The sequence below is a fragment of the Thiocapsa sp. genome, from assembly GCF_018399035.1.
Classification (GTDB): domain Bacteria; phylum Pseudomonadota; class Gammaproteobacteria; order Chromatiales; family Chromatiaceae; genus Thiocapsa.
The window spans coordinates 5,533,179-5,549,577 of sequence record NZ_CP073760.1 but is presented as its reverse complement, the minus strand read 5'-3'; the positions used below and the strand labels follow the sequence as shown (position 1 = coordinate 5,549,577).

Sequence of the window (16,399 nt, the reverse complement as noted above, 5' to 3'; positions counted from 1 at the left end):
GTACGTCCCGTTTTTCGCCTAAATGATCAAGTATTCCAAATCCGACAGCAAGGTGTTCCAGAAATAGTCGCCCAGACCCACATCGTTACCCACAACTCTCCCCGTCGGCAGTGCGCTGGGCCTCCAACGCGAGCACGAAATCGGCAGCCCGCTGCAGTCCGATCCAGATCGTCTGGGGTCCGGGGAAACCGTCACGCTTGCGGTTGAGTAAGCCGCCGAGGCCGGCGACCATGCGGACCATCTGATCGAGCGACGGCGGGGTCTCGGGTGGCGGCTTGCGTTGGGTCACCAGGTAGACCGCCTGCCATTCGGCCTGATCGAAGACGACATCGCAAGGCATCTCGGGACAGTCGCGTCCGAGCATGGTGAGCAACAGCACGCGCCAGGCGATGATCATGTAGAACGCCAGTGCCGGCTCGAGACGTTCGCGCTTCTCCAGCTGCAGTTCTTCGATACGACAGCCGCTTTTGAGGATTCTGAAAAAAATCTCAATTTGCCATCGGCACAGGTACCAACTGATTTTCTCCAGCGCTTGCTCGGGCGTGGTCACGGGCAGGTTGGTCAGCAGCAACCATTCGACGGGGTCCTCACCGGGTGGCGGTTGGAGCTCGGTGGCGAGGATAGCGGTGATCTCGATCTCGGCCAGCTTGCGATCGCGCCGATACGGGGCCGGCAGCTTCAGGCGCACGGCCTTGATCTGCTGGTGGACGGTGCGGGCGGTACGTCCGTTGCCGCCGGGTTGATCGAAACAGGTTTCGGTGAGCACCGGGGCCTGGTCTAAACGCTGGCGTAAGGTCTCGGGATTGCCCTCGGCGTCCTTGCCGAGGACGCGGTCGTGCTGGCCGCGTACCAGCCAGTCGGCACCGGTGTCCGGGCACGGGGCCTCGACGAACAGCTCGTAGATGTCGGCCTCGCGATCGGCGAGATAGGTCAGGCGCGTCTCGGGCAGTTGCTCGGCCAGTTCGTTCACCCGCGCGAAGCCGTCGATCCAGCGCAGGCTTTCCTTCTCTTCGATCGGGCGAGCGGCGTCCTTGGGCTGGGCGAGGCTGCCGGGCTCACGCACCCAAGTGTGGGCATGGAGTAGGCCCAGCGCCAACCGATCGGGGGTCACCGCCAGGGTTGGATGCAGATACAGCCCCCGGCGGGTCTCGTAGTTGAGCGGCCCCAGGCCCTGGATATCGCTCTTGCCGGTGTAGTCGAGCTCCGAGGTGTCTTCGATACACAGCACCCGTGGGTGCTCGCGTATCCGCTCGACGGTGCAGGCGTAATGCGGGGCGAGCACCGCCTCGGCGCTGACCGCGGCATGATCAAACAGCCGGTAGGCCGCACGGGTATCGCCCCAGCCACCGCAGGCGCTCGGAAGACTCAGCATCGGTTTCTCACCCAGGCGTTGCAGCACCCGCCGCGCGCGACGATTCAGACGCACGTCACCCAGATCGATGTCCGCCAACTCCGCCACCAGCGCGCTCATGCCGCCACCCCCAAGGCGCGGCGGAAGTCCGCGCGCAGCGGGTAGACGAAGACGCCCTTGCGCGGCAACGTCGCGCGATGGGCGACATCGCACTTGCCCCGCCCTTGCGTCTCGCCCGGGTACTGCCAATTGGCCGCCGCGTAACAGGTTCCGCGGTAGCGCGCCAACTCCACAAAGGTCTCCAGCAGCACCGGCCGCTCGCCGTAGCGCTCGGCAAAATCGCTGCCCACCCGCCGTGCCGCGAGCCCCAGCACCTTGGAGGCCAAGTGCTGCACGCGAATCCACGGCAGCAGCAGAAAGCGGGCATTGTTCACCACCGCGCCCGGGCGCGCTTCGCGCTGCAACCGGTCCCAGCCGATCCAGGCGTCGCGCACGCCGACCTTCCAGGCCGCCGCCCCGAAGCCCAAGGCGCCGAGCAGACCTTGATCCGATTCGATCAGGTAGCGCATCTGCGCCCCCGGCAGCGGACTGTAACCGAGGTAGTGGTAGCGATCGACGAGGCCGTTCCATAACCGCGAAGCCGCCTTCTCGCGCACCACGCTCAGGCGCACACCCGAGAGCGCATCCACCCGCCCGTCCAAAGCGATTGCTGGCGGCCACAGCACCGCCGCGTGCGTCAGTGCGCGCCCATTGCCATTGCCCCAGCGCGGTGCCGGCAACTCGATCAGGCCCGCCCGGTGCAGCCGCAACAGCCCCACCCGGGCGCTCATCAGCTTCGGCTCACCCAGCGCGTTCGTCCACTCCAGGGCCCGGCACACCCGCCGGGCAATCTCGGCACGGTTCGCCGGCTCGGCACGGCGGATCTCCTCTCGGATCACCTCCAGATCGGTCGCACTCAATGCCCGCCCACACAGTTTCTCCGGCCTCTGCTCGCTCACTGTACCTTGCCCCCTGCGGTTGACGAGGGGACAATTTCACCAGCTCAGCGGTTCTGTGTCCAGCCCCCGCCCCGCAGCGGATCATGGGGAGCGGAGATGTGGGTAACGATGTGGCCCAGACCGGGTTGCTGTTCTTCATAGAAAAGTCGGCCACTCTCAATATCAGCTACAGCTGCCTCTAGAAGGAAGACATCTCTTATTTCCATCGCCTACTTATGTCTTTCTTTTACTTCGTCAACGGACAAAAACGTCGCCGATCCATCATCGATTTTTTTCTTCCTTTCTACAAGGATACTCCCGTGCCAGCCTGGTGAAGGCATATGGGCGTCATCATACAAAAGCGAGTCCATATCGTTTCCATTGTCCGAAGACGCTCAGAAATACTCAATTTCTTAATCTCGACTTTGGCCATTTTTGCAGCTGGGCGCAGGACCCGCACGTGACGCCAAAGCGGTGCCGAAGCGTGTGCTAAGCCGGGGCTTGCGGCGGCCGATCGTCGCGACCAGCCGCGGTCCATCGGCAGGCGTGGCCTGCGGCGATGCACAGGGGGAGGCAGGCGGGCCACCAATGGAGTACCGTCCGCGATCGACCAAGACAACGGACGTACCCGCGGATGCCCCACCTGCCAGCCTCGATTGTACCGATTTTATTCGCGTTTGCGCCCCTGTTCACCGCCCCGACCTGGCGCCACGTGCAGGTCTTGGTGACCGGCACGCTGCTGGCCCAAGGCCCGCGCACGGTGGCCGCAGCCCTGCGGGTCATGGGACTGGCGCACGAACCCCGGTTCGAGCGTTATCACCGGGTGCTCAGTCGGGGGTGCTGGTCCGGGGTGCAGGGGTCGCAGATCCTGCTGGGGCTGTTGCTGGCGCTGCTGCCGCCCGGCTGGCCGATCCTGGTGGTGGTCGACGAGACCCTGGAGCGGCGCAAGGGCGCGCGCATTGCCGCCAAGGGAATGTTCCGCGATGCGGTCCGCTCGAGCAAAAGTCGCGTGGTGACCTGTCTGGGCCTGCACTGGATCTGCATGGCGTTGATCGTCCCCTTGCCGTGGAGCCAGCGGCCCTGGGCATTGCCGTTCCTGACCTTGCTGGCGCCATCGCAACGGGCCAACGTCGCTGCGGGGAAGGCCCATCGAACCGTGATCGACTGGACCGTTGTGATGGTCCGGTTGGTGGCGCGCGGGCTCACGCGCCGCCGTTGGGTCTTGGTCGGCGACGGCAGCTATTCCTGTGTGCGCCTGGGCTGGGAATGCCTCAGCGCGCAGGCGGCCTTGATCTCACGCCTGCGCCTGGATGCGCGCTTGTTTGCGCCGCCCGCACCGCCGCCGCCGGGGCGCCGCGGCCCCAAGCCGAAGAAGGGCCATGCCCTGGCCAAACTCGCCACGCGCCTGGAGGAGGCGCTCACGCAGGGCACCGCGACCACGGTCGACTGGTATCGCGGCGAGACCAAAACGCTGCGCCTGCTCAGCGCGGTCTGTCTCTGGCACACCCCGGGGTGGCCGCCCCTGCCGATCCGCTGGGTGTTGGTCGTCGATCCGCTCGGTACGCTCGATCCCCAGGCCTTTTTCACGACCGACCTGACGTTGGCGCCCGCCCGCGTGATCGGCTGGTTCGTCTGGCGCTGGTCGATCGAGGTCACCTTCGCCGAGGTGCGTCGCCATCTGGGCGTCGAGACGCAACGCCAGTGGGCGGCCAAGGCCATCGCCCGCACCACGCCCGTGTTGCTGGCGCTGTTTTCCATCGTCTGCTTGATGGTGCATCAGCTGCGCGACCACTGGGCGTCCTTGCCGCGCTCGACCGCTTGGTACCTCAAGCCGCAGGCCACCTTTTCCGACTGCCTGGCGCTGGTGCGTCGCACCATTTGGGCCGAGGGGAATTACGTCAACTCGCTTGCGGATCAGGATCAGGTGGTAATTTCTCGCCCAGACTGGGAGCGCGTGCTCGCGCAGTTGGCCGCGACCGCCTGAGCGGCCTCGCGCGGCGCTCCGCGCCGCCGCGCCGGGGCCGCCCGCGGGCCTGACGGGTTGGTTCCGTGGTCCCCCCAGGGTCCGCCGTGCGGACCCGCGCCCCGCGATTGCCGGTCGCGGCTGGCACGATGATCGAGATCGCCTAAAATGGCCAAAGTCGAGTTAATTTCTGCTGCCATCATTTCTATGCAAGCTCTGCGAGAAGCTAACGTGTAGACAGGAACAGACCCTGAGGTATCCCCGCTCTCTCACTTTAATTATACTTGTTCGGCTGTCCCGAGAAGGCGAACTCATGCGCAAGTCGTTCCGCAAGCACCTTGTACCCGTGCTCGCTGCGGCCGGTTTCGTCGGCAAGTCCATCCACTTCATGCGGCTACGGAACGACGCCCAGGATCTGCTGTCGATCCAGTATTGGAAGTACGGCGGCAGCTTCATCCTTGAGTTCGGCCGGAGAGATCGCGGGCCGCTGCTAACCGCTTGGGGGCCGGTCATCCCCGAGGAGTCGCTCGAGGTCGCCTACCTGCCGGGCGGAGATCGTGCACGGCTCCAAGAGCGCGACGCACCGTCGGACGACACCTTTGCGGGGTTCAGCTTTGCCGGCTTCGGGGAGGATGTCGCCAAGTACGAGCGGCTGGCACTACGGGTGGCGGGCGACCTTCCGCAGGTGGATGCCTGGTTGTCGTGTGGCGAGGTTGGCCCGGATATCGCTCAGTTCGCCGGGGTCTGAGTGCGAAAGAGCGCGCTATCAGCGGCCGAGCAGCGCGTCATGATGGGGCATGCGGCAACACCGCAGCTGGCTCCGCCCACCCGGCCATGAGCCCCCTTTGGACGCATCACACCGGCATCGCCCAATGACCTACCATAACACTAGGTATATACCGCGGAGTGTCTGCGGTATTCGTTGAAGTCTGCTGGACCGTTCCAATCTTCGAGATCGTTGGTACGACAGACCAACGTCAACCAAACGATCAATCGAGGTGACAACGATGAGCGATGAAGCACTGCATTCCTGGAACCGCCGTGCCTTTTGGACGGCTGTGGCGATTTGTTTGATGCCTCTTGTGCCCTACGCCATCCTCGGCGGTTCCTGATACCTCTGCGGCGCGGCGTCGGCCGCGCCCAATTGACGACGACGGGGCCGCTGGCCCCGTTTTTGTGCGTGTCGATGGAACCGCGACTGTATCGCCGAGTAGGCTAGTCGACCAGGCCCACATCCTCGCTATGCTGCGCACACAGCGCCTCGCCGGTCACGGCCGGGCTGTCGCAGACCGCGCAACGGGGGACCGTCGAGCCGGCCACGGCGGTCAGACGGCGGCGCTTGTGGCTGATGAGGGGCGCTGAGCTGCTCGTGGTCTGATTGGCGATCATCGCCGGCGGTTGTAACGCTTCCGCCGGACTCGAATCATTGGTGTCCGGCATGGCGCTTTGCGCGGCCAATCGGTGGGTGTATCCGCACTCGGGACAGCACAAGAGTGGATGTTTCGGAGTACTGCACTCGGGGCATTCGTTACTGATCACTAGAATCCTCTATGTGTACCCGCTGTTGCGGGCGATGCGTTGGACCGAAGACGGACGCAGCGGCCTGGCGTCGTCATCGGGTGTTCGATGTGGAGCTTTCTTGGCGGGGTATCCAGCTCGCCCCGCCCGCCGAAATCCTTGCCGGCCCAGCCATGGGCGCGCCCATCCAATGGTTCGCGACGGCTGTTATCGGAGCTCGAACTCTGTCGCGAGGGTCGCATTGTCGGTCATACTCCACCCATGACGATCCCTGACAACGGTCACAAACTCGACCCCACACGATAACCCAATATGCCCCCGCAGATGGTGGCCATCGTGGGGTATCTGTTCGAGCGTGTCTACACGACGCCCGCGTTGGCCGAGTTGACGGTGACGCCCGACGGTCACCTCGTCGGCCGGCCCCAAGTCGCGGGTGAGATCGGCCACACCATCTACATGGGCTGCGAAACCGATCTGCGTGCCAATCTGCGACGGCTCGGGATCGCGGCTGGTCTGGACCAAGCCGAGTGGGCGACTTTGGGCGAGTTGGTGCGCGTGCGGATCGGGATCGAGCTGGGCGGGGGCGCTCCCCAGGATCCTGGGTAACGACACGTTTGCAACCGGGAGTCCGGTCGCTCCGGCCAAGCCATTTCCCGTAGAACCGCGCTCTATGCGTAAAGATCGGATGGAGTAGGCGTTATGATCCCGCAAATGATCCACCCGATGTCTCTATTAAGGATACCACACGCTTTGTTGTTCGGCCCCGCGGCAGAGAACACATCCCGCAAGGGCATTAGAAGTTCAAGAAGCCGGGGTTTAGGCTGCTTTGCCATCGGTTCGTGCAACTTGTTGGCATGTTAGCTTGGCATGACATGGTTGATTATCCTGGACACCGTTGTCTGCCTTGATCATCGTTTGGTCCAGCTGCTGGCGATCCTTGTGTCGTCAGGGCTTCCAGCCCTGATTCCGTCAGGCCAGGATGGCCTGACGACGCATTCGGTGGCCGCTGTGGGCGAAGGGATGATCGAGGCCCTAAACCGCGCCCGGTGCGGTATGCGTCATTTGTTGGAGTGGATCGGCCGCGCCAGCTCCGACGACTGTCGGAGCTGGCGGTTTAGAGTATTAAAAAATATTAAATTCTAAACCGCGTCTCCAAAAAGGTCGGAAAAATCCTTGAGCCCGACACAACATGAAAATAACGCATGTCGCTCTGGACGCGGTTTAATGTGGTGCGTCCCCGTTTTTCCTTCTACTTCGCAAGCGCGACGGGGATATATGGACTTTCGGGATTTACGGTCAATGACTGCGTACTCGGTTGCAGAACCAAATCCATCATCTCCATCGGGACCGCACCCAACAAGGCTTCATCACCGAAAACCAAAGCCGAAAGATCGCAATAGCGATCACGAAAATGAACCCGTAAAGGTCCAACCATCGGCACCTGTTTCCTTGATCCATCCGCAAGAACAACTTCTCGCGTACTGACCTCATCAATATCGAAGCCGAGCTGGAGGGCAACGTGTTGAGGAATGATCATGAAGACTGCACCCGAGTCCACTAATGCCCGCACCGACATCTTCCTGGCACGAAAAGTAGCCTCTAGTATGAGATCGGCGTACGTTAAGCCCATGCTCATCTCCAAATTGTTTGCGCTTGCTCATGAGCAACAAGTGGTCTAAACCGTATCATTCCATGCCTGAAACTTTTAATCGACCATGGCCCCTCTAATTCCGGGCCCCTCTAATTCCGTGTCAATTGGAAGCGATCCGGCTCCATCACTTCCCGGGCCTCGCTCATAAGCCCGGCCAAGTCCGAGTCCGGGGCTTGGTGATGGATGTGCGGGGATTCGGCAGGACCATGGAAATTTCATACCACTGGAAGTGCAAACTCACCGATGGTTCGAAAAGATGTACGAAGATCCTGCCGAGATTGACTTTAGACCAAGCGCGAGCGCGAGGCTACCCGGAGGTTCGAGATACGGCCGGGTATCGGGGCGTGACGCGGCGCACACGCTTGGAGCAAGCCGAGCATATCGCGGCGGCCGAGATGCGCCGGGCGAAGTGCATCGCAGGCACCGGGGCCAGTGCCGGGTCTGGATCATGACGATCGGCATCGAGGTCGGTATTCGGATGCACCGTGAGGCTCCCCGAAGGTGTCGCGATGAAGCAACGCCGGTGCATCGCCGGGAAAGAATCGACGGCACCGCAGAAGTGTGTCTCGGAACCGCGGAAGACCCGCTCAGACCAGCTCGAAGGTCGTCACGCCGTAGATCCGATCGATCGGGAGCGAGGGCGCAGTGCCTCGATACATGCGCGCGGTCTCGAACACGGGGGACAGGCCATAGGCCTTCGCCAGGTCCAGCGCGGCCGGATTGGGCTCGGGTAGATCCAGGATGACCGGATCGTTGCCGGCACAGCTGGCCAAGCGTCGGAACAGGACCTCGGCTCCGGCGGGATCGTCCGCGAAGAGCGGCCCGATCTTCCAACCGGCGCGGCATTGTCTAACCGTCCCGTAACCCGTCACGCGTCCGGGGCCACCGCCCGCATCGACCGCCGGATCGACGAGGGCCCAGCTTCGGCGCGTCTCCTTCCGGGTCAGCCAAGTCTCCAGGAACCGAGCACGCGGGGCGGGAAAGAAGGGGCGATCATAGTCGAGCAGGGCGGGCAGCATGTCGGGCTCGACCTCGGCCGGCGACATGATGCGAATGTCGATGTCCGTGTCCGTCATTGCGAACCCCGTTGATTGCGAGGGCGCGGTCGTCCTCAGGTAAAGAGGGTCAAGACGCCCGTATAGCCGTAAAGACGATCCTGCGAGATCTCGCCGTTGGCGTAAAAACCGACGATGGGCACATCGCCGAGCGTCGCCTGGATCTGCTTGAGCTCGGCCGAGTCCGGGCCGAAGAGGTTGACCCCGCGCCCCAGGCAGGAGACGTAGATGCCGCCTCGCGGGGGAGCAGACAGGCGGCCTTTGATGCCCTCGAGCATCCGGTCGAGATCCTCGCGGGCGGTATCGGCATCGCGCCTGCAGAACATCAGCTCGCGTCCGGGCTCCACCAGATCCCCGATCGCGACCAGGCCGTGATGGGGATCGATGCCGACCAGATTGCGCACCAGATAATCGCCGGTATCCGAGCCCTGGATCGGCAGCCCGGCGAAGATGTAGCCGCCGAGACGCGCAAGGTCGCGGGCCAGGATCTCGCCGATATCGCGCTTGAGCACATCGAGCGCGGGCTCGCCATCGAGTCGCATCAGGATGTTGCGCTGGCCTTCGGTGATCACGTGATGCGGTCCGATCGGCGAACAGCCCTGGCTGAGCCGGGTCAGGATCCCGACCCGCTCGGAGAAGAGGACGCCGGACAGACCGCCGCGTGTCACCCCGTCGGCGATGGTCAGGGCGTCTGCACGCGCGCTGGCGAGACCGCCGACGAGGAAACCCGCGGTCGTGCGCTGTGCGAGCTGTTGGATCAGGATCTCGGTCAGACCGTTGGATGGGTCGCCGTGGACCAGGCCCAGATAGGGCGGGTTGCTGCGCATCCAGTCGCCGTGACGCAGATCGAAGTCGTCGAGATCCTCGACCAGGCTCGGAAAGACCCGAAAATCATCGCTCGGAAACTCGCCGAGCATGACCGCAAGCGCGGGCTCATCGTAGTACTCGGCACCGGTGGCACAGATCCCCATGCCGACACTGCCGACCCATTGCGCGATGCCCGTGGCCGCGCGAAGGCTGCGGAGGATTTCGTCGAGATCATCCGCAAGCACATCGGTGACATAGAGAAATCCGAGCGTCGCCTCTTTCGGCACGCTCCCGATCTGCGTCAGACATCGATCGGCAGCCAGACGCCAATCGAGATCCGCGGCATGTCCGAGGCGGAATGGTGTCATCGTGATGGAGTCATCCAGTGTGGAATGTCGAATCGCACCGACAAGAGGCTAAACCTCGGCGAGGTCGCCCTTCTCCTGCAACCAGGCCCGTCGATCGGATGCGCGCTTTTTGGCCAGCAGCATGTCCAGGAGGTTGTTGCTGTCGTCTTCGGCTTCAACCGTGAGCTGAACCAGGCGCCGGGTATCCGGATGGATGGTCGTCTCGCGCAGTTGCCCCGGATTCATCTCGCCCAGCCCTTTGAAACGCTGAACATTGACCTTGCCCTTGATCTTCTCGGCCTCGATGCGGTCCAGGATGCCGCGCTTCTCGCTGTCGTCCAGGGCGTAGAAGACCTGCTTGCCGACGTCGATGCGGTAGAGCGGCGGCATGGCGACGAAGACGTGCCCTTCGGCGACCAGACGCCTGAAGTGACGCAGAAAGAGCGCACAGAGCAGGGTCGCGATATGTGCGCCGTCCGAATCGGCATCGGCAAGGATGCAGACCTTGCCGAAGCGCAGCCGCGCGAGATCGTCGCTGCCCGGATCCACGCCGATGGCCACCGCGATGTCGTGGACCTCCTGCGAACCCAGGACCTCGGCCGCATCGACCTCCCAGGTATTGAGGATCTTGCCGCGCAGCGGAAGGATGGCCTGGAACTCGCGATCGCGCGCCTGCTTGGCCGAGCCGCCGGCCGAATCGCCCTCCACCAGAAAGAGCTCGCCGCGCTCAGGATCCGTCGAGGTGCAGTCGGCGAGCTTGCCCGGCAGGGCCGGCCCCTGCGTGATCTTCTTGCGGGTCACGGTGCGACCGGCGCGCAGTCGCGCCTGAGCGGCACCGATGACCAGCTCGGCGATCCGCTCGCCCTCGGCCACATGCTGATTCAGCCAGAGACTGAAGGCATCCTTGACCACGCCCGAGACGAAGGCGGCGCACTCGCGCGAGGACAGCCGCTCCTTGGTCTGCCCGGAGAACTGCGGCTCGATCAGCTTGACCGAGAGGATGTAGCTGACGCGGCCCCAGACATCCTCCGGGGCCACCTTCACGCCGCGCGGCAGCAGGTTGCGGAATTCGCAGAACTCGCGTACCGCCTCGGTGAGCCCCGAACGCAGCCCGTTGACGTGGGTGCCGCCCTGCACCGTCGGGATGAGGTTCACGTAGCTCTCGGCAACCGCCTCGCCGCCATCGGGCAACCAGCCCAGCGCCCAGCTCGCCGCCTCGTTGGTGCCTTCAAGGTCGCCGACGAAGAGCTGCGACGGCAGGGTTTCGGCCCCGTTGAGCGCCTGGAGCAGATAGTCCTTGAGACCGTCCTGGTAGCACCAGACCTGCTCGTCCCCGCTCGCCTCCTCGCGAAAGCGGACCTCGAGGCCGGGACAGAGGACCGCCTTGGCCTGCAGCAGATGCGTCAGCGGGCGGGTGGCGATCTTGGGCGTGTCGAAATACTTCGGATTCGGCCAGAATCGCAACCGGGTGCCCGTGTTGCCGCGCCCGACGCTTCCAAGCTGAACCAGATCGCTCGCCTTCTCGCCGCCGGCGAAGGCCATGTGGTGCTCGTGACCGCTGCGTTTGACCCAGACATCCAGGCGCTGCGAGAGCGCATTCACCACCGAGACGCCGACCCCGTGCAAACCGCCGGAGAAGCGATAATTGTCGCCGTTGAACTTGCCGCCCGCGTGCAGCTTGGTGAGGATGACCTCCACGCCGGGCAGGCCCTGCTCGGGGTGGATATCCACCGGCATGCCGCGCCCGTCGTCGCTCACCTCGAGCGAGCCGTCGGCGAAGAGCACGACCTCGATGCGACGGGCGTGCCCGGCGAGCGCCTCGTCGACGCTGTTGTCGATGACCTCCTGAGCCAGGTGGTTGGGGCGCGTCGTGTCGGTGTACATCCCGGGGCGCTTGCGCACCGGGTCGAGGCCGCTGAGGACCTCGATGGCTGAGGCATCGTAGTGGCCGGTCATGAGAGCTGTGGGTCGATCCTGTCGGAGAAACGCTGATGATAGGCTCGAAACGAGCAGATGAAGTGGTTGTCGATCGCGGAGTCTATTGTGCCGGCAGACCCAGCGGCAAGAACAGACGCTCGGGCCTGTCCGCCAGCGCGTAAAATCCGAAGCGCTCGTAGAACCGCTTTGCCTACTGTCGAGGCGCGTCCACGCGGCGCCATCGGATCCGCGGCGAACCTGCACACCTGCGGTTTGACCCATCCGAAGAGCTGCGGTAATTTAACTGTGCCTCCGAAACACCTCGAACCGCGTCCGGCCAGAACCCGTTGGATTCAACCGAGCGGCGTTATCCAACGAAGCATCGGTATCCGCTCAGGACGCGGTTCAAGCGCATGAAAAAGCCAGTCGCTCCGCCCCCGCCGTCCTTCGAGCAGTCGCTCGCCGAGCTTGAATCGATCGTCGATGCCCTCGAGAAGGGCGAGATGAGTCTCGAAGAGTCACTGACCGTTTTCGAGCGCGGTATCGGCCTGACCCGTGCCTGCCAACAGGCGCTGGATGTGGCCGAGCAACGCGTGCGTATCCTCACCGACACTCGGCCCGATGCCGGACCCAGGTCCGAATCCGGTGCCGATCTAGAGCCCTTCGAATCCAATGACTGACGCCACTCTGGACGACTTCCGCGCGCGCTGCGGCGCCCGCGTCGAAGCCACGCTCGACACCCTTCTGCCGCATGCAGGCGTGCAGCCCTTTCGGCTGCACGAGGCGATGCGCTACACGGTCCTCGGCGGCGGCAAGCGCATCCGTCCGCTCTTGGCCTATGCCGCCGGCGAGGCACTCGGTGTGGATCCCGCCCTGCTCGACCGCCCCGCCTGTGCCGTCGAGCTGATCCATGCCTACTCTTTGATCCACGACGACCTCCCGGCGATGGACGACGACGATCTGAGGCGCGGGCGCCCGACCTGTCATCGCGCCTTCGACGAGGCGACCGCGATCCTGGCCGGCGATGCGCTCCAAACCCTCGCCTTCCAGGCGTTGGCCGAGTCGCCCGGACTGGATGCCGAGAAGCGCATCGCGATGGTCGCAAGCCTCGCGCGTGCCAGCGGCGCACGCGGCATGGTCGGTGGTCAGGCACTCGATCTGGCCGCCGAGGGCAGCGTCCAGGACGTGGCCATGCTCGAGCATATCCACATCCACAAGACAGGCGCTTTGATCAGAGCGGCCGTGCAGATGGGCATCCTCGCCCACGAGGCAACGGACCCGGATCACGCCGAGCGTCTCGATCACTATGCCAAATGTATCGGTCTCGCCTTTCAGATCCAGGACGATGTGCTCGACGTGGAAGGCGACACGGACCTGATCGGCAAGACGGCCGGTCGCGATCAAGTCCTGGAGAAGGCGACCTACCCGGCCCTTGTCGGGCTGCCCGAGGCCAAGGAGATGGCCGCCGCCTTGATCGCCGATGCGCTCGAAAGCATCGCGGTTTTTTCGTCCGGGGCCGAGCCCCTGCGCTGGATCGCGGGCGCGCTGATCGGTCGCAAGCACTGAGGCGGGCATCCCCTCCGAGAAGGGGATCTGCACCGCAGATCGGCACCGCAGATCGACACGGCGGATCGACACGGGCAACCCGCGCCGGTTTGTCTTGTCGGCCTCAGTCCCCAAATTCCGGGTTTGACACTAAAGACGATCCATCGAGAGAAGTCACATCATGGAGCACGTGCTCGAGCCCAATTGCTGCGCCGCACCCGCCAACGCCGAGATCGCCGACGTCCAGGGGAGCGCCGACTCTCGTCGGATCGCTATCGATAAGGTGGGGATCAAGGACATCCGCCACCCGGTGCGTGTGAGCGATCGCAGCGGCACCGAGCAGCATACGGTCGCCAACTTCAACATGTACGTGTACCTGCCGCACGACTTCAAGGGGACCCACATGTCCCGTTTCGTGCAGATCCTGAATAATCACGAGCGCGAGATCGGCGTCTCCTCCTTCAAGGAGATGCTGACCGAGATGTCGCAGCGCCTGGAGTCCGAGGCCGGTCATATCGAGATGCGCTTCCCCTTCTTCGTGAACAAGAAGGCGCCCGTCACCGGCGTGGAGAGCCTGCTCGACTACGAAGTCACCTTCATCGGCGAGATCCAACAGGGCCTCCCGAGCCTGGAGCTCAAGGTCGTCGTGCCCGTCACCAGCCTCTGCCCCTGCTCGAAGAAGATCTCGGCCTACGGTGCGCACAATCAGCGCTCCCATGTGACCGTGCAGGTCCGCACGCAGGGTCACATCTGGATCGAGGAGCTCATCGAGATGGTCGAGGCGGAGGCATCCTCCGAGCTCTTCGGACTGCTGAAGCGGCCGGACGAGAAGTACGTGACCGAACATGCCTACGACAACCCCAAGTTCGTCGAAGACCTGGTGCGGGACGTCGCCACGCGCCTGAACGAGGATGACCGCGTCACCGCTTACGTGGTCGAGGCCGAAAACTTCGAGTCCATCCACAATCATTCGGCCTACGCCCTGATCGAGCGCGACAAGGACCGCGAGGCCCGTATCGCCGAGGCGACGCTCTGATCCTGCTGCTGCACGGGTTCACCGGCAGCGGCGAGGATTGGTGGGCCTGTTGTCCGCGCCTGAAGGAACGTGCACTCGCCATCGACCTACCCGGGCATGGCGTCGACTCGGTGCCCGTTCGGCCCTTCCAAGACAGCATCGGCGACATCCTGGATGCCCTGCCCGACAGTGTCGACGAGATCGTCGGTTACTCCTTGGGCGGACGCTTCGCGCTCGGCTTGATGGCGCTCGACCCGAAACGTTTTCGCCGTGCGACCATCATCTCCGCCCATCCTGGTCTTGAAGACGGGTCGCAACGTGCCGACCGGCTCGCGGGTGACCGGGCGTGGATCCGACGGCTCCGCGACGACGGCATCGACGCGTTCGTGGAGGCTTGGGAGTCACAGCCCTTGTTCGCGACCCAGGCCGGTTTGCCGACCGCGGTGCTGGAGCGGCAGCGTCGGCGGCGCTCAGGCCAACGCCCGGCGGGTCTTGCGGCCTCTCTCGAGCAGCACGGACTCGGGCGCATGCCGAGCCTTTGGGAGCCGCTGACGGCCTTTCCAGGGACGCTGACCTGGATCGTCGGGGCTTCCGATGCGCGCTTTCTCGCTATTGCACGGGACGTCGTACGGCGGCGTCCCGCAACGCGACTGCATGTCCTGCCCGATGTCGGCCATAATCCCCTACTCGAGTGCCCCGAGATCTTGAGCGATCTTTTGGTCTAAACCGCGCCCGGTACGGTATGCGTCGTTTGTTGGAGTGGATCGGCCGCGCCAGCTCCGACGACCGCCGGAGCTGGCGCGGTTTAAAGTATTAAAAAATATTAAAATTCAAACTGCATCTCCACAAAGATCGGGAAACCCTTGAGCCCGACCCAAAATGAAAATGACGCATTTCACTCTGGACGCGGTTTACAATCGCGTCTCCGACGTCATCCCGCGGATGCGCCCCCCGGCAAGCCGATCATCCGATGAAGGCTGTCCGCGAGGCGACATCGCCAAGAACCCGTCGAACCGACACCCCAACCCCAGCCGGAGGAGGCATCCATGCAACACACACCGTCCGAGCCGCAACCGGCAACACCCCAGTCCGGGCATACGCCGGGGACCGACCACGTCCGATCCGAGGACAACAACCTGACCGTCATCCTGGGCGAATGGGGCTTCAAGGTCTTGTTCGCGTTCCTGGGTGCCGCGGCAACGCTGCTCAGCCTGCTCGCACCGCGTCGGCGAGAGCGTTCCTGAGCGACCTCCTCGACCCAGGGTTCGGATTCGATCCGAGCTACGGTTACAGCCTATCCGACCTGCTCTCGGTCGCCCCGCCCGAGGCACCGCCCGGATTCGGCGACTTCTGGAGCAGGCGTTACCGTCGCGCCTTGGAGATCGATCCGATGCCGACGCTCGGCATCAGCGATCTCCTCGATCGACGGTTCCGCATCGACGAGATCGCCTATCGCTCCACCGACGACTTCACCATCCGCGGCTGGCTTCTGCAGCCGATCGGGACGGTGCCCGCGTGCGGATTCGTCCTGGGACACGGCTACGGCGGCATCACCGAGCCGCCCTTGGATCTACCCAGGTGCGACGCGGTCTATCTCGTGCCGGCCTTTCGCGGACTCGGTCTCAGTCGACGGCCCCCTATCTCGGAGGAGCCGAGATGGCACGTCCTGCACGACATCGACCGACGCGACCGCTACATCATCGGGGGTTGCGTGGAGGATGTCTGGACCGGCGTCGGCGCCCTCCTTCAGCTTTTCCCCGACCTGGACGGGCACATCGGCTATCTCGGCATCAGCTTCGGCGGCGGGATCGGGGCCCTTGCACTGCCCTGGGACCGGCGCATCGCGTGCGGGCATCTGAACGTCCCCACCTTCGGCCACCAGCGCCTGAGACTCGAGCTGCCGACGATCGGCAGTGGCGCAGCCGTTCAGGACTTCGCTCGCCGTCAAGGGCACGGTCACGTTCTCGAAACCTTGGCGTACTACGATGCCGCTGTCGCCGCGCGGTACATCGCTCAGCCCATGCATGTGGCTGCTGCACGTCTCGACCCCGCGGTCGCGCCGCCGGGCCAGTTCGCGATCTACACCGCGATCCCCGGCGACAAGCAGCTGTTCGTGCTGGAAGCCGGACATGTCGACTATCCCGATCGCGAACGCCGAGAGCAGGAGCTCATGGCGGAGCTGCGGGCCTTTTTCGCGGCCCTCTGAGCCGGCGCCGACGCGCTCGACGCCCGCCTGAGGAGTCTCGAAACCGC

16 protein-coding genes are annotated in these 16,399 nt (G+C 64.2%); 9 read left to right on the top strand and 7 right to left on the bottom strand.

What is annotated here, in order from left to right:
- Positions 1–85: 85 nt before the first annotated feature.
- Positions 86–1,471, bottom strand: coding sequence for an IS4 family transposase (locus tag KFB96_RS25350; protein ID WP_213501626.1), 1,386 nt, complete (start codon positions 1,469–1,471; stop codon positions 86–88).
- A complete protein-coding gene (locus KFB96_RS25345) occupies positions 1,468–2,349 on the bottom strand; it encodes a Druantia anti-phage system protein DruA (protein ID WP_213455712.1) in 882 nt (293 codons plus the stop codon). Before KFB96_RS25345 ends, KFB96_RS25350 begins: the two co-directional genes overlap by 4 nt.
- 613 nt (positions 2,350–2,962) lie before the next feature.
- Here KFB96_RS25345 and KFB96_RS25340 point away from each other — a divergent pair.
- Together KFB96_RS25340 and KFB96_RS25335 are read left to right on the top strand one after the other, a co-directional pair.
- Positions 2,963–4,312, top strand: a complete 1,350-nt coding sequence (locus KFB96_RS25340; protein WP_213455643.1) for a transposase — start codon at positions 2,963–2,965, stop codon at positions 4,310–4,312.
- Between the two features lie 292 nt (positions 4,313–4,604).
- A complete protein-coding gene (locus tag KFB96_RS25335) occupies positions 4,605–5,039 on the top strand; it encodes a DUF4304 domain-containing protein (RefSeq protein WP_213455714.1) in 435 nt (144 codons plus the stop codon).
- A gap of 467 nt (positions 5,040–5,506) precedes the next feature.
- On the opposite strand, the gene KFB96_RS25330 is transcribed toward KFB96_RS25335, so the two are convergent.
- Positions 5,507–5,731 carry a hypothetical protein gene (locus KFB96_RS25330; protein WP_213455716.1) on the bottom strand — a complete coding sequence of 75 codons (225 nt, stop codon included), beginning with the start codon at positions 5,729–5,731 and terminating at the stop codon, positions 5,507–5,509.
- A 390-nt stretch (positions 5,732–6,121) separates the two neighbouring features.
- Here KFB96_RS25330 and KFB96_RS25325 point away from each other — a divergent pair, with 390 nt between their 5' ends.
- Positions 6,122–6,415: a hypothetical protein gene (locus KFB96_RS25325; RefSeq protein ID WP_213455718.1), complete on the top strand. Its 294-nt coding sequence runs from the start codon at positions 6,122–6,124 to the stop codon at positions 6,413–6,415.
- Positions 6,416–7,058: 643 nt separating this feature from the next.
- Here KFB96_RS25325 and KFB96_RS25320 read toward each other — a convergent pair.
- The 4 genes from KFB96_RS25320 to parE all read right to left on the bottom strand — a co-directional run bounded on the left by KFB96_RS25320 (position 7,059) and on the right by parE (position 11,625).
- A complete protein-coding gene (locus tag KFB96_RS25320) occupies positions 7,059–7,439 on the bottom strand; it encodes a clan AA aspartic protease (protein WP_213455719.1) in 381 nt (126 codons plus the stop codon).
- A gap of 608 nt (positions 7,440–8,047) precedes the next feature.
- Positions 8,048–8,536 carry a hypothetical protein gene (locus tag KFB96_RS25315; RefSeq protein ID WP_213455721.1) on the bottom strand — a complete coding sequence of 163 codons (489 nt, stop codon included), beginning with the start codon at positions 8,534–8,536 and terminating at the stop codon, positions 8,048–8,050.
- 35 nt (positions 8,537–8,571) lie between these two features.
- Positions 8,572–9,690 carry an FIST N-terminal domain-containing protein gene (locus KFB96_RS25310; protein ID WP_213455723.1) on the bottom strand — a complete coding sequence of 373 codons (1,119 nt, stop codon included), beginning with the start codon at positions 9,688–9,690 and terminating at the stop codon, positions 8,572–8,574.
- Between the two features lie 48 nt (positions 9,691–9,738).
- A complete protein-coding gene (parE, locus tag KFB96_RS25305) occupies positions 9,739–11,625 on the bottom strand; it encodes a DNA topoisomerase IV subunit B (RefSeq protein WP_213455725.1) in 1,887 nt (628 codons plus the stop codon).
- A gap of 374 nt (positions 11,626–11,999) precedes the next feature.
- Between parE and KFB96_RS25300 the strand changes: the two genes are divergently transcribed.
- The 6 genes from KFB96_RS25300 to KFB96_RS25275 all read left to right on the top strand — a co-directional run bounded on the left by KFB96_RS25300 (position 12,000) and on the right by KFB96_RS25275 (position 16,352).
- Positions 12,000–12,266: an exodeoxyribonuclease VII small subunit gene (locus tag KFB96_RS25300; RefSeq protein WP_093187289.1), complete on the top strand. Its 267-nt coding sequence runs from the start codon at positions 12,000–12,002 to the stop codon at positions 12,264–12,266.
- The gene (gene ispA / locus KFB96_RS25295; RefSeq protein WP_213455727.1) at positions 12,259–13,152 is read left to right on the top strand and encodes a (2E,6E)-farnesyl diphosphate synthase; all 894 of its coding nucleotides are present in this window, start codon (positions 12,259–12,261) and stop codon (positions 13,150–13,152) included. Before KFB96_RS25300 ends, ispA begins: the two co-directional genes overlap by 8 nt.
- A 160-nt stretch (positions 13,153–13,312) precedes the next feature.
- The gene (gene folE2, locus KFB96_RS25290; RefSeq protein ID WP_213455728.1) at positions 13,313–14,167 is read left to right on the top strand and encodes a GTP cyclohydrolase FolE2; all 855 of its coding nucleotides are present in this window, start codon (positions 13,313–13,315) and stop codon (positions 14,165–14,167) included.
- The gene (locus KFB96_RS25285) at positions 14,164–14,871 is read left to right on the top strand and encodes an alpha/beta fold hydrolase (RefSeq protein WP_367115065.1); all 708 of its coding nucleotides are present in this window, start codon (positions 14,164–14,166) and stop codon (positions 14,869–14,871) included. Before folE2 ends, KFB96_RS25285 begins: the two co-directional genes overlap by 4 nt.
- A 321-nt stretch (positions 14,872–15,192) precedes the next feature.
- Positions 15,193–15,390 (top strand): hypothetical protein, encoded by a 198-nt coding sequence (locus tag KFB96_RS25280; protein WP_213455730.1) that lies wholly within the window; start codon positions 15,193–15,195, stop codon positions 15,388–15,390.
- A complete protein-coding gene (locus KFB96_RS25275; protein WP_300971759.1) occupies positions 15,387–16,352 on the top strand; it encodes an acetylxylan esterase in 966 nt (321 codons plus the stop codon). Before KFB96_RS25280 ends, KFB96_RS25275 begins: the two co-directional genes overlap by 4 nt.
- The last annotated feature ends 47 nt before the right edge of the window (positions 16,353–16,399 follow it).

Bases quoted from the DNA above. Each gene is read 5' to 3' on its own strand.
- KFB96_RS25315 (WP_213455721.1), bottom strand. From the start codon at position 8,536: ATGACGGACACGGACATCGACATTCGCATCATGTCGCCGGCCGAGGTC.
- KFB96_RS25280 (WP_213455730.1), top strand. From the start codon at position 15,193: ATGCAACACACACCGTCCGAGCCGCAACCGGCAACACCCCAGTCCGGG.
- KFB96_RS25310 (WP_213455723.1), bottom strand. From the start codon at position 9,690: ATGACACCATTCCGCCTCGGACATGCCGCGGATCTCGATTGGCGTCTG.
- KFB96_RS25330 (WP_213455716.1), bottom strand. From the start codon at position 5,731: ATGCCGGACACCAATGATTCGAGTCCGGCGGAAGCGTTACAACCGCCG.
- ispA (WP_213455727.1), top strand. From the start codon at position 12,259: ATGACTGACGCCACTCTGGACGACTTCCGCGCGCGCTGCGGCGCCCGC.
- KFB96_RS25300 (WP_093187289.1), top strand. From the start codon at position 12,000: ATGAAAAAGCCAGTCGCTCCGCCCCCGCCGTCCTTCGAGCAGTCGCTC.
- KFB96_RS25320 (WP_213455719.1), bottom strand. From the start codon at position 7,439: ATGGGCTTAACGTACGCCGATCTCATACTAGAGGCTACTTTTCGTGCC.
- parE (WP_213455725.1), bottom strand. From the start codon at position 11,625: ATGACCGGCCACTACGATGCCTCAGCCATCGAGGTCCTCAGCGGCCTC.
- KFB96_RS25340 (WP_213455643.1), top strand. From the start codon at position 2,963: ATGCCCCACCTGCCAGCCTCGATTGTACCGATTTTATTCGCGTTTGCG.
- folE2 (WP_213455728.1), top strand. From the start codon at position 13,313: ATGGAGCACGTGCTCGAGCCCAATTGCTGCGCCGCACCCGCCAACGCC.
- KFB96_RS25350 (WP_213501626.1), bottom strand. From the start codon at position 1,471: ATGAGCGCGCTGGTGGCGGAGTTGGCGGACATCGATCTGGGTGACGTG.
- KFB96_RS25335 (WP_213455714.1), top strand. From the start codon at position 4,605: ATGCGCAAGTCGTTCCGCAAGCACCTTGTACCCGTGCTCGCTGCGGCC.
- KFB96_RS25325 (WP_213455718.1), top strand. From the start codon at position 6,122: ATGCCCCCGCAGATGGTGGCCATCGTGGGGTATCTGTTCGAGCGTGTC.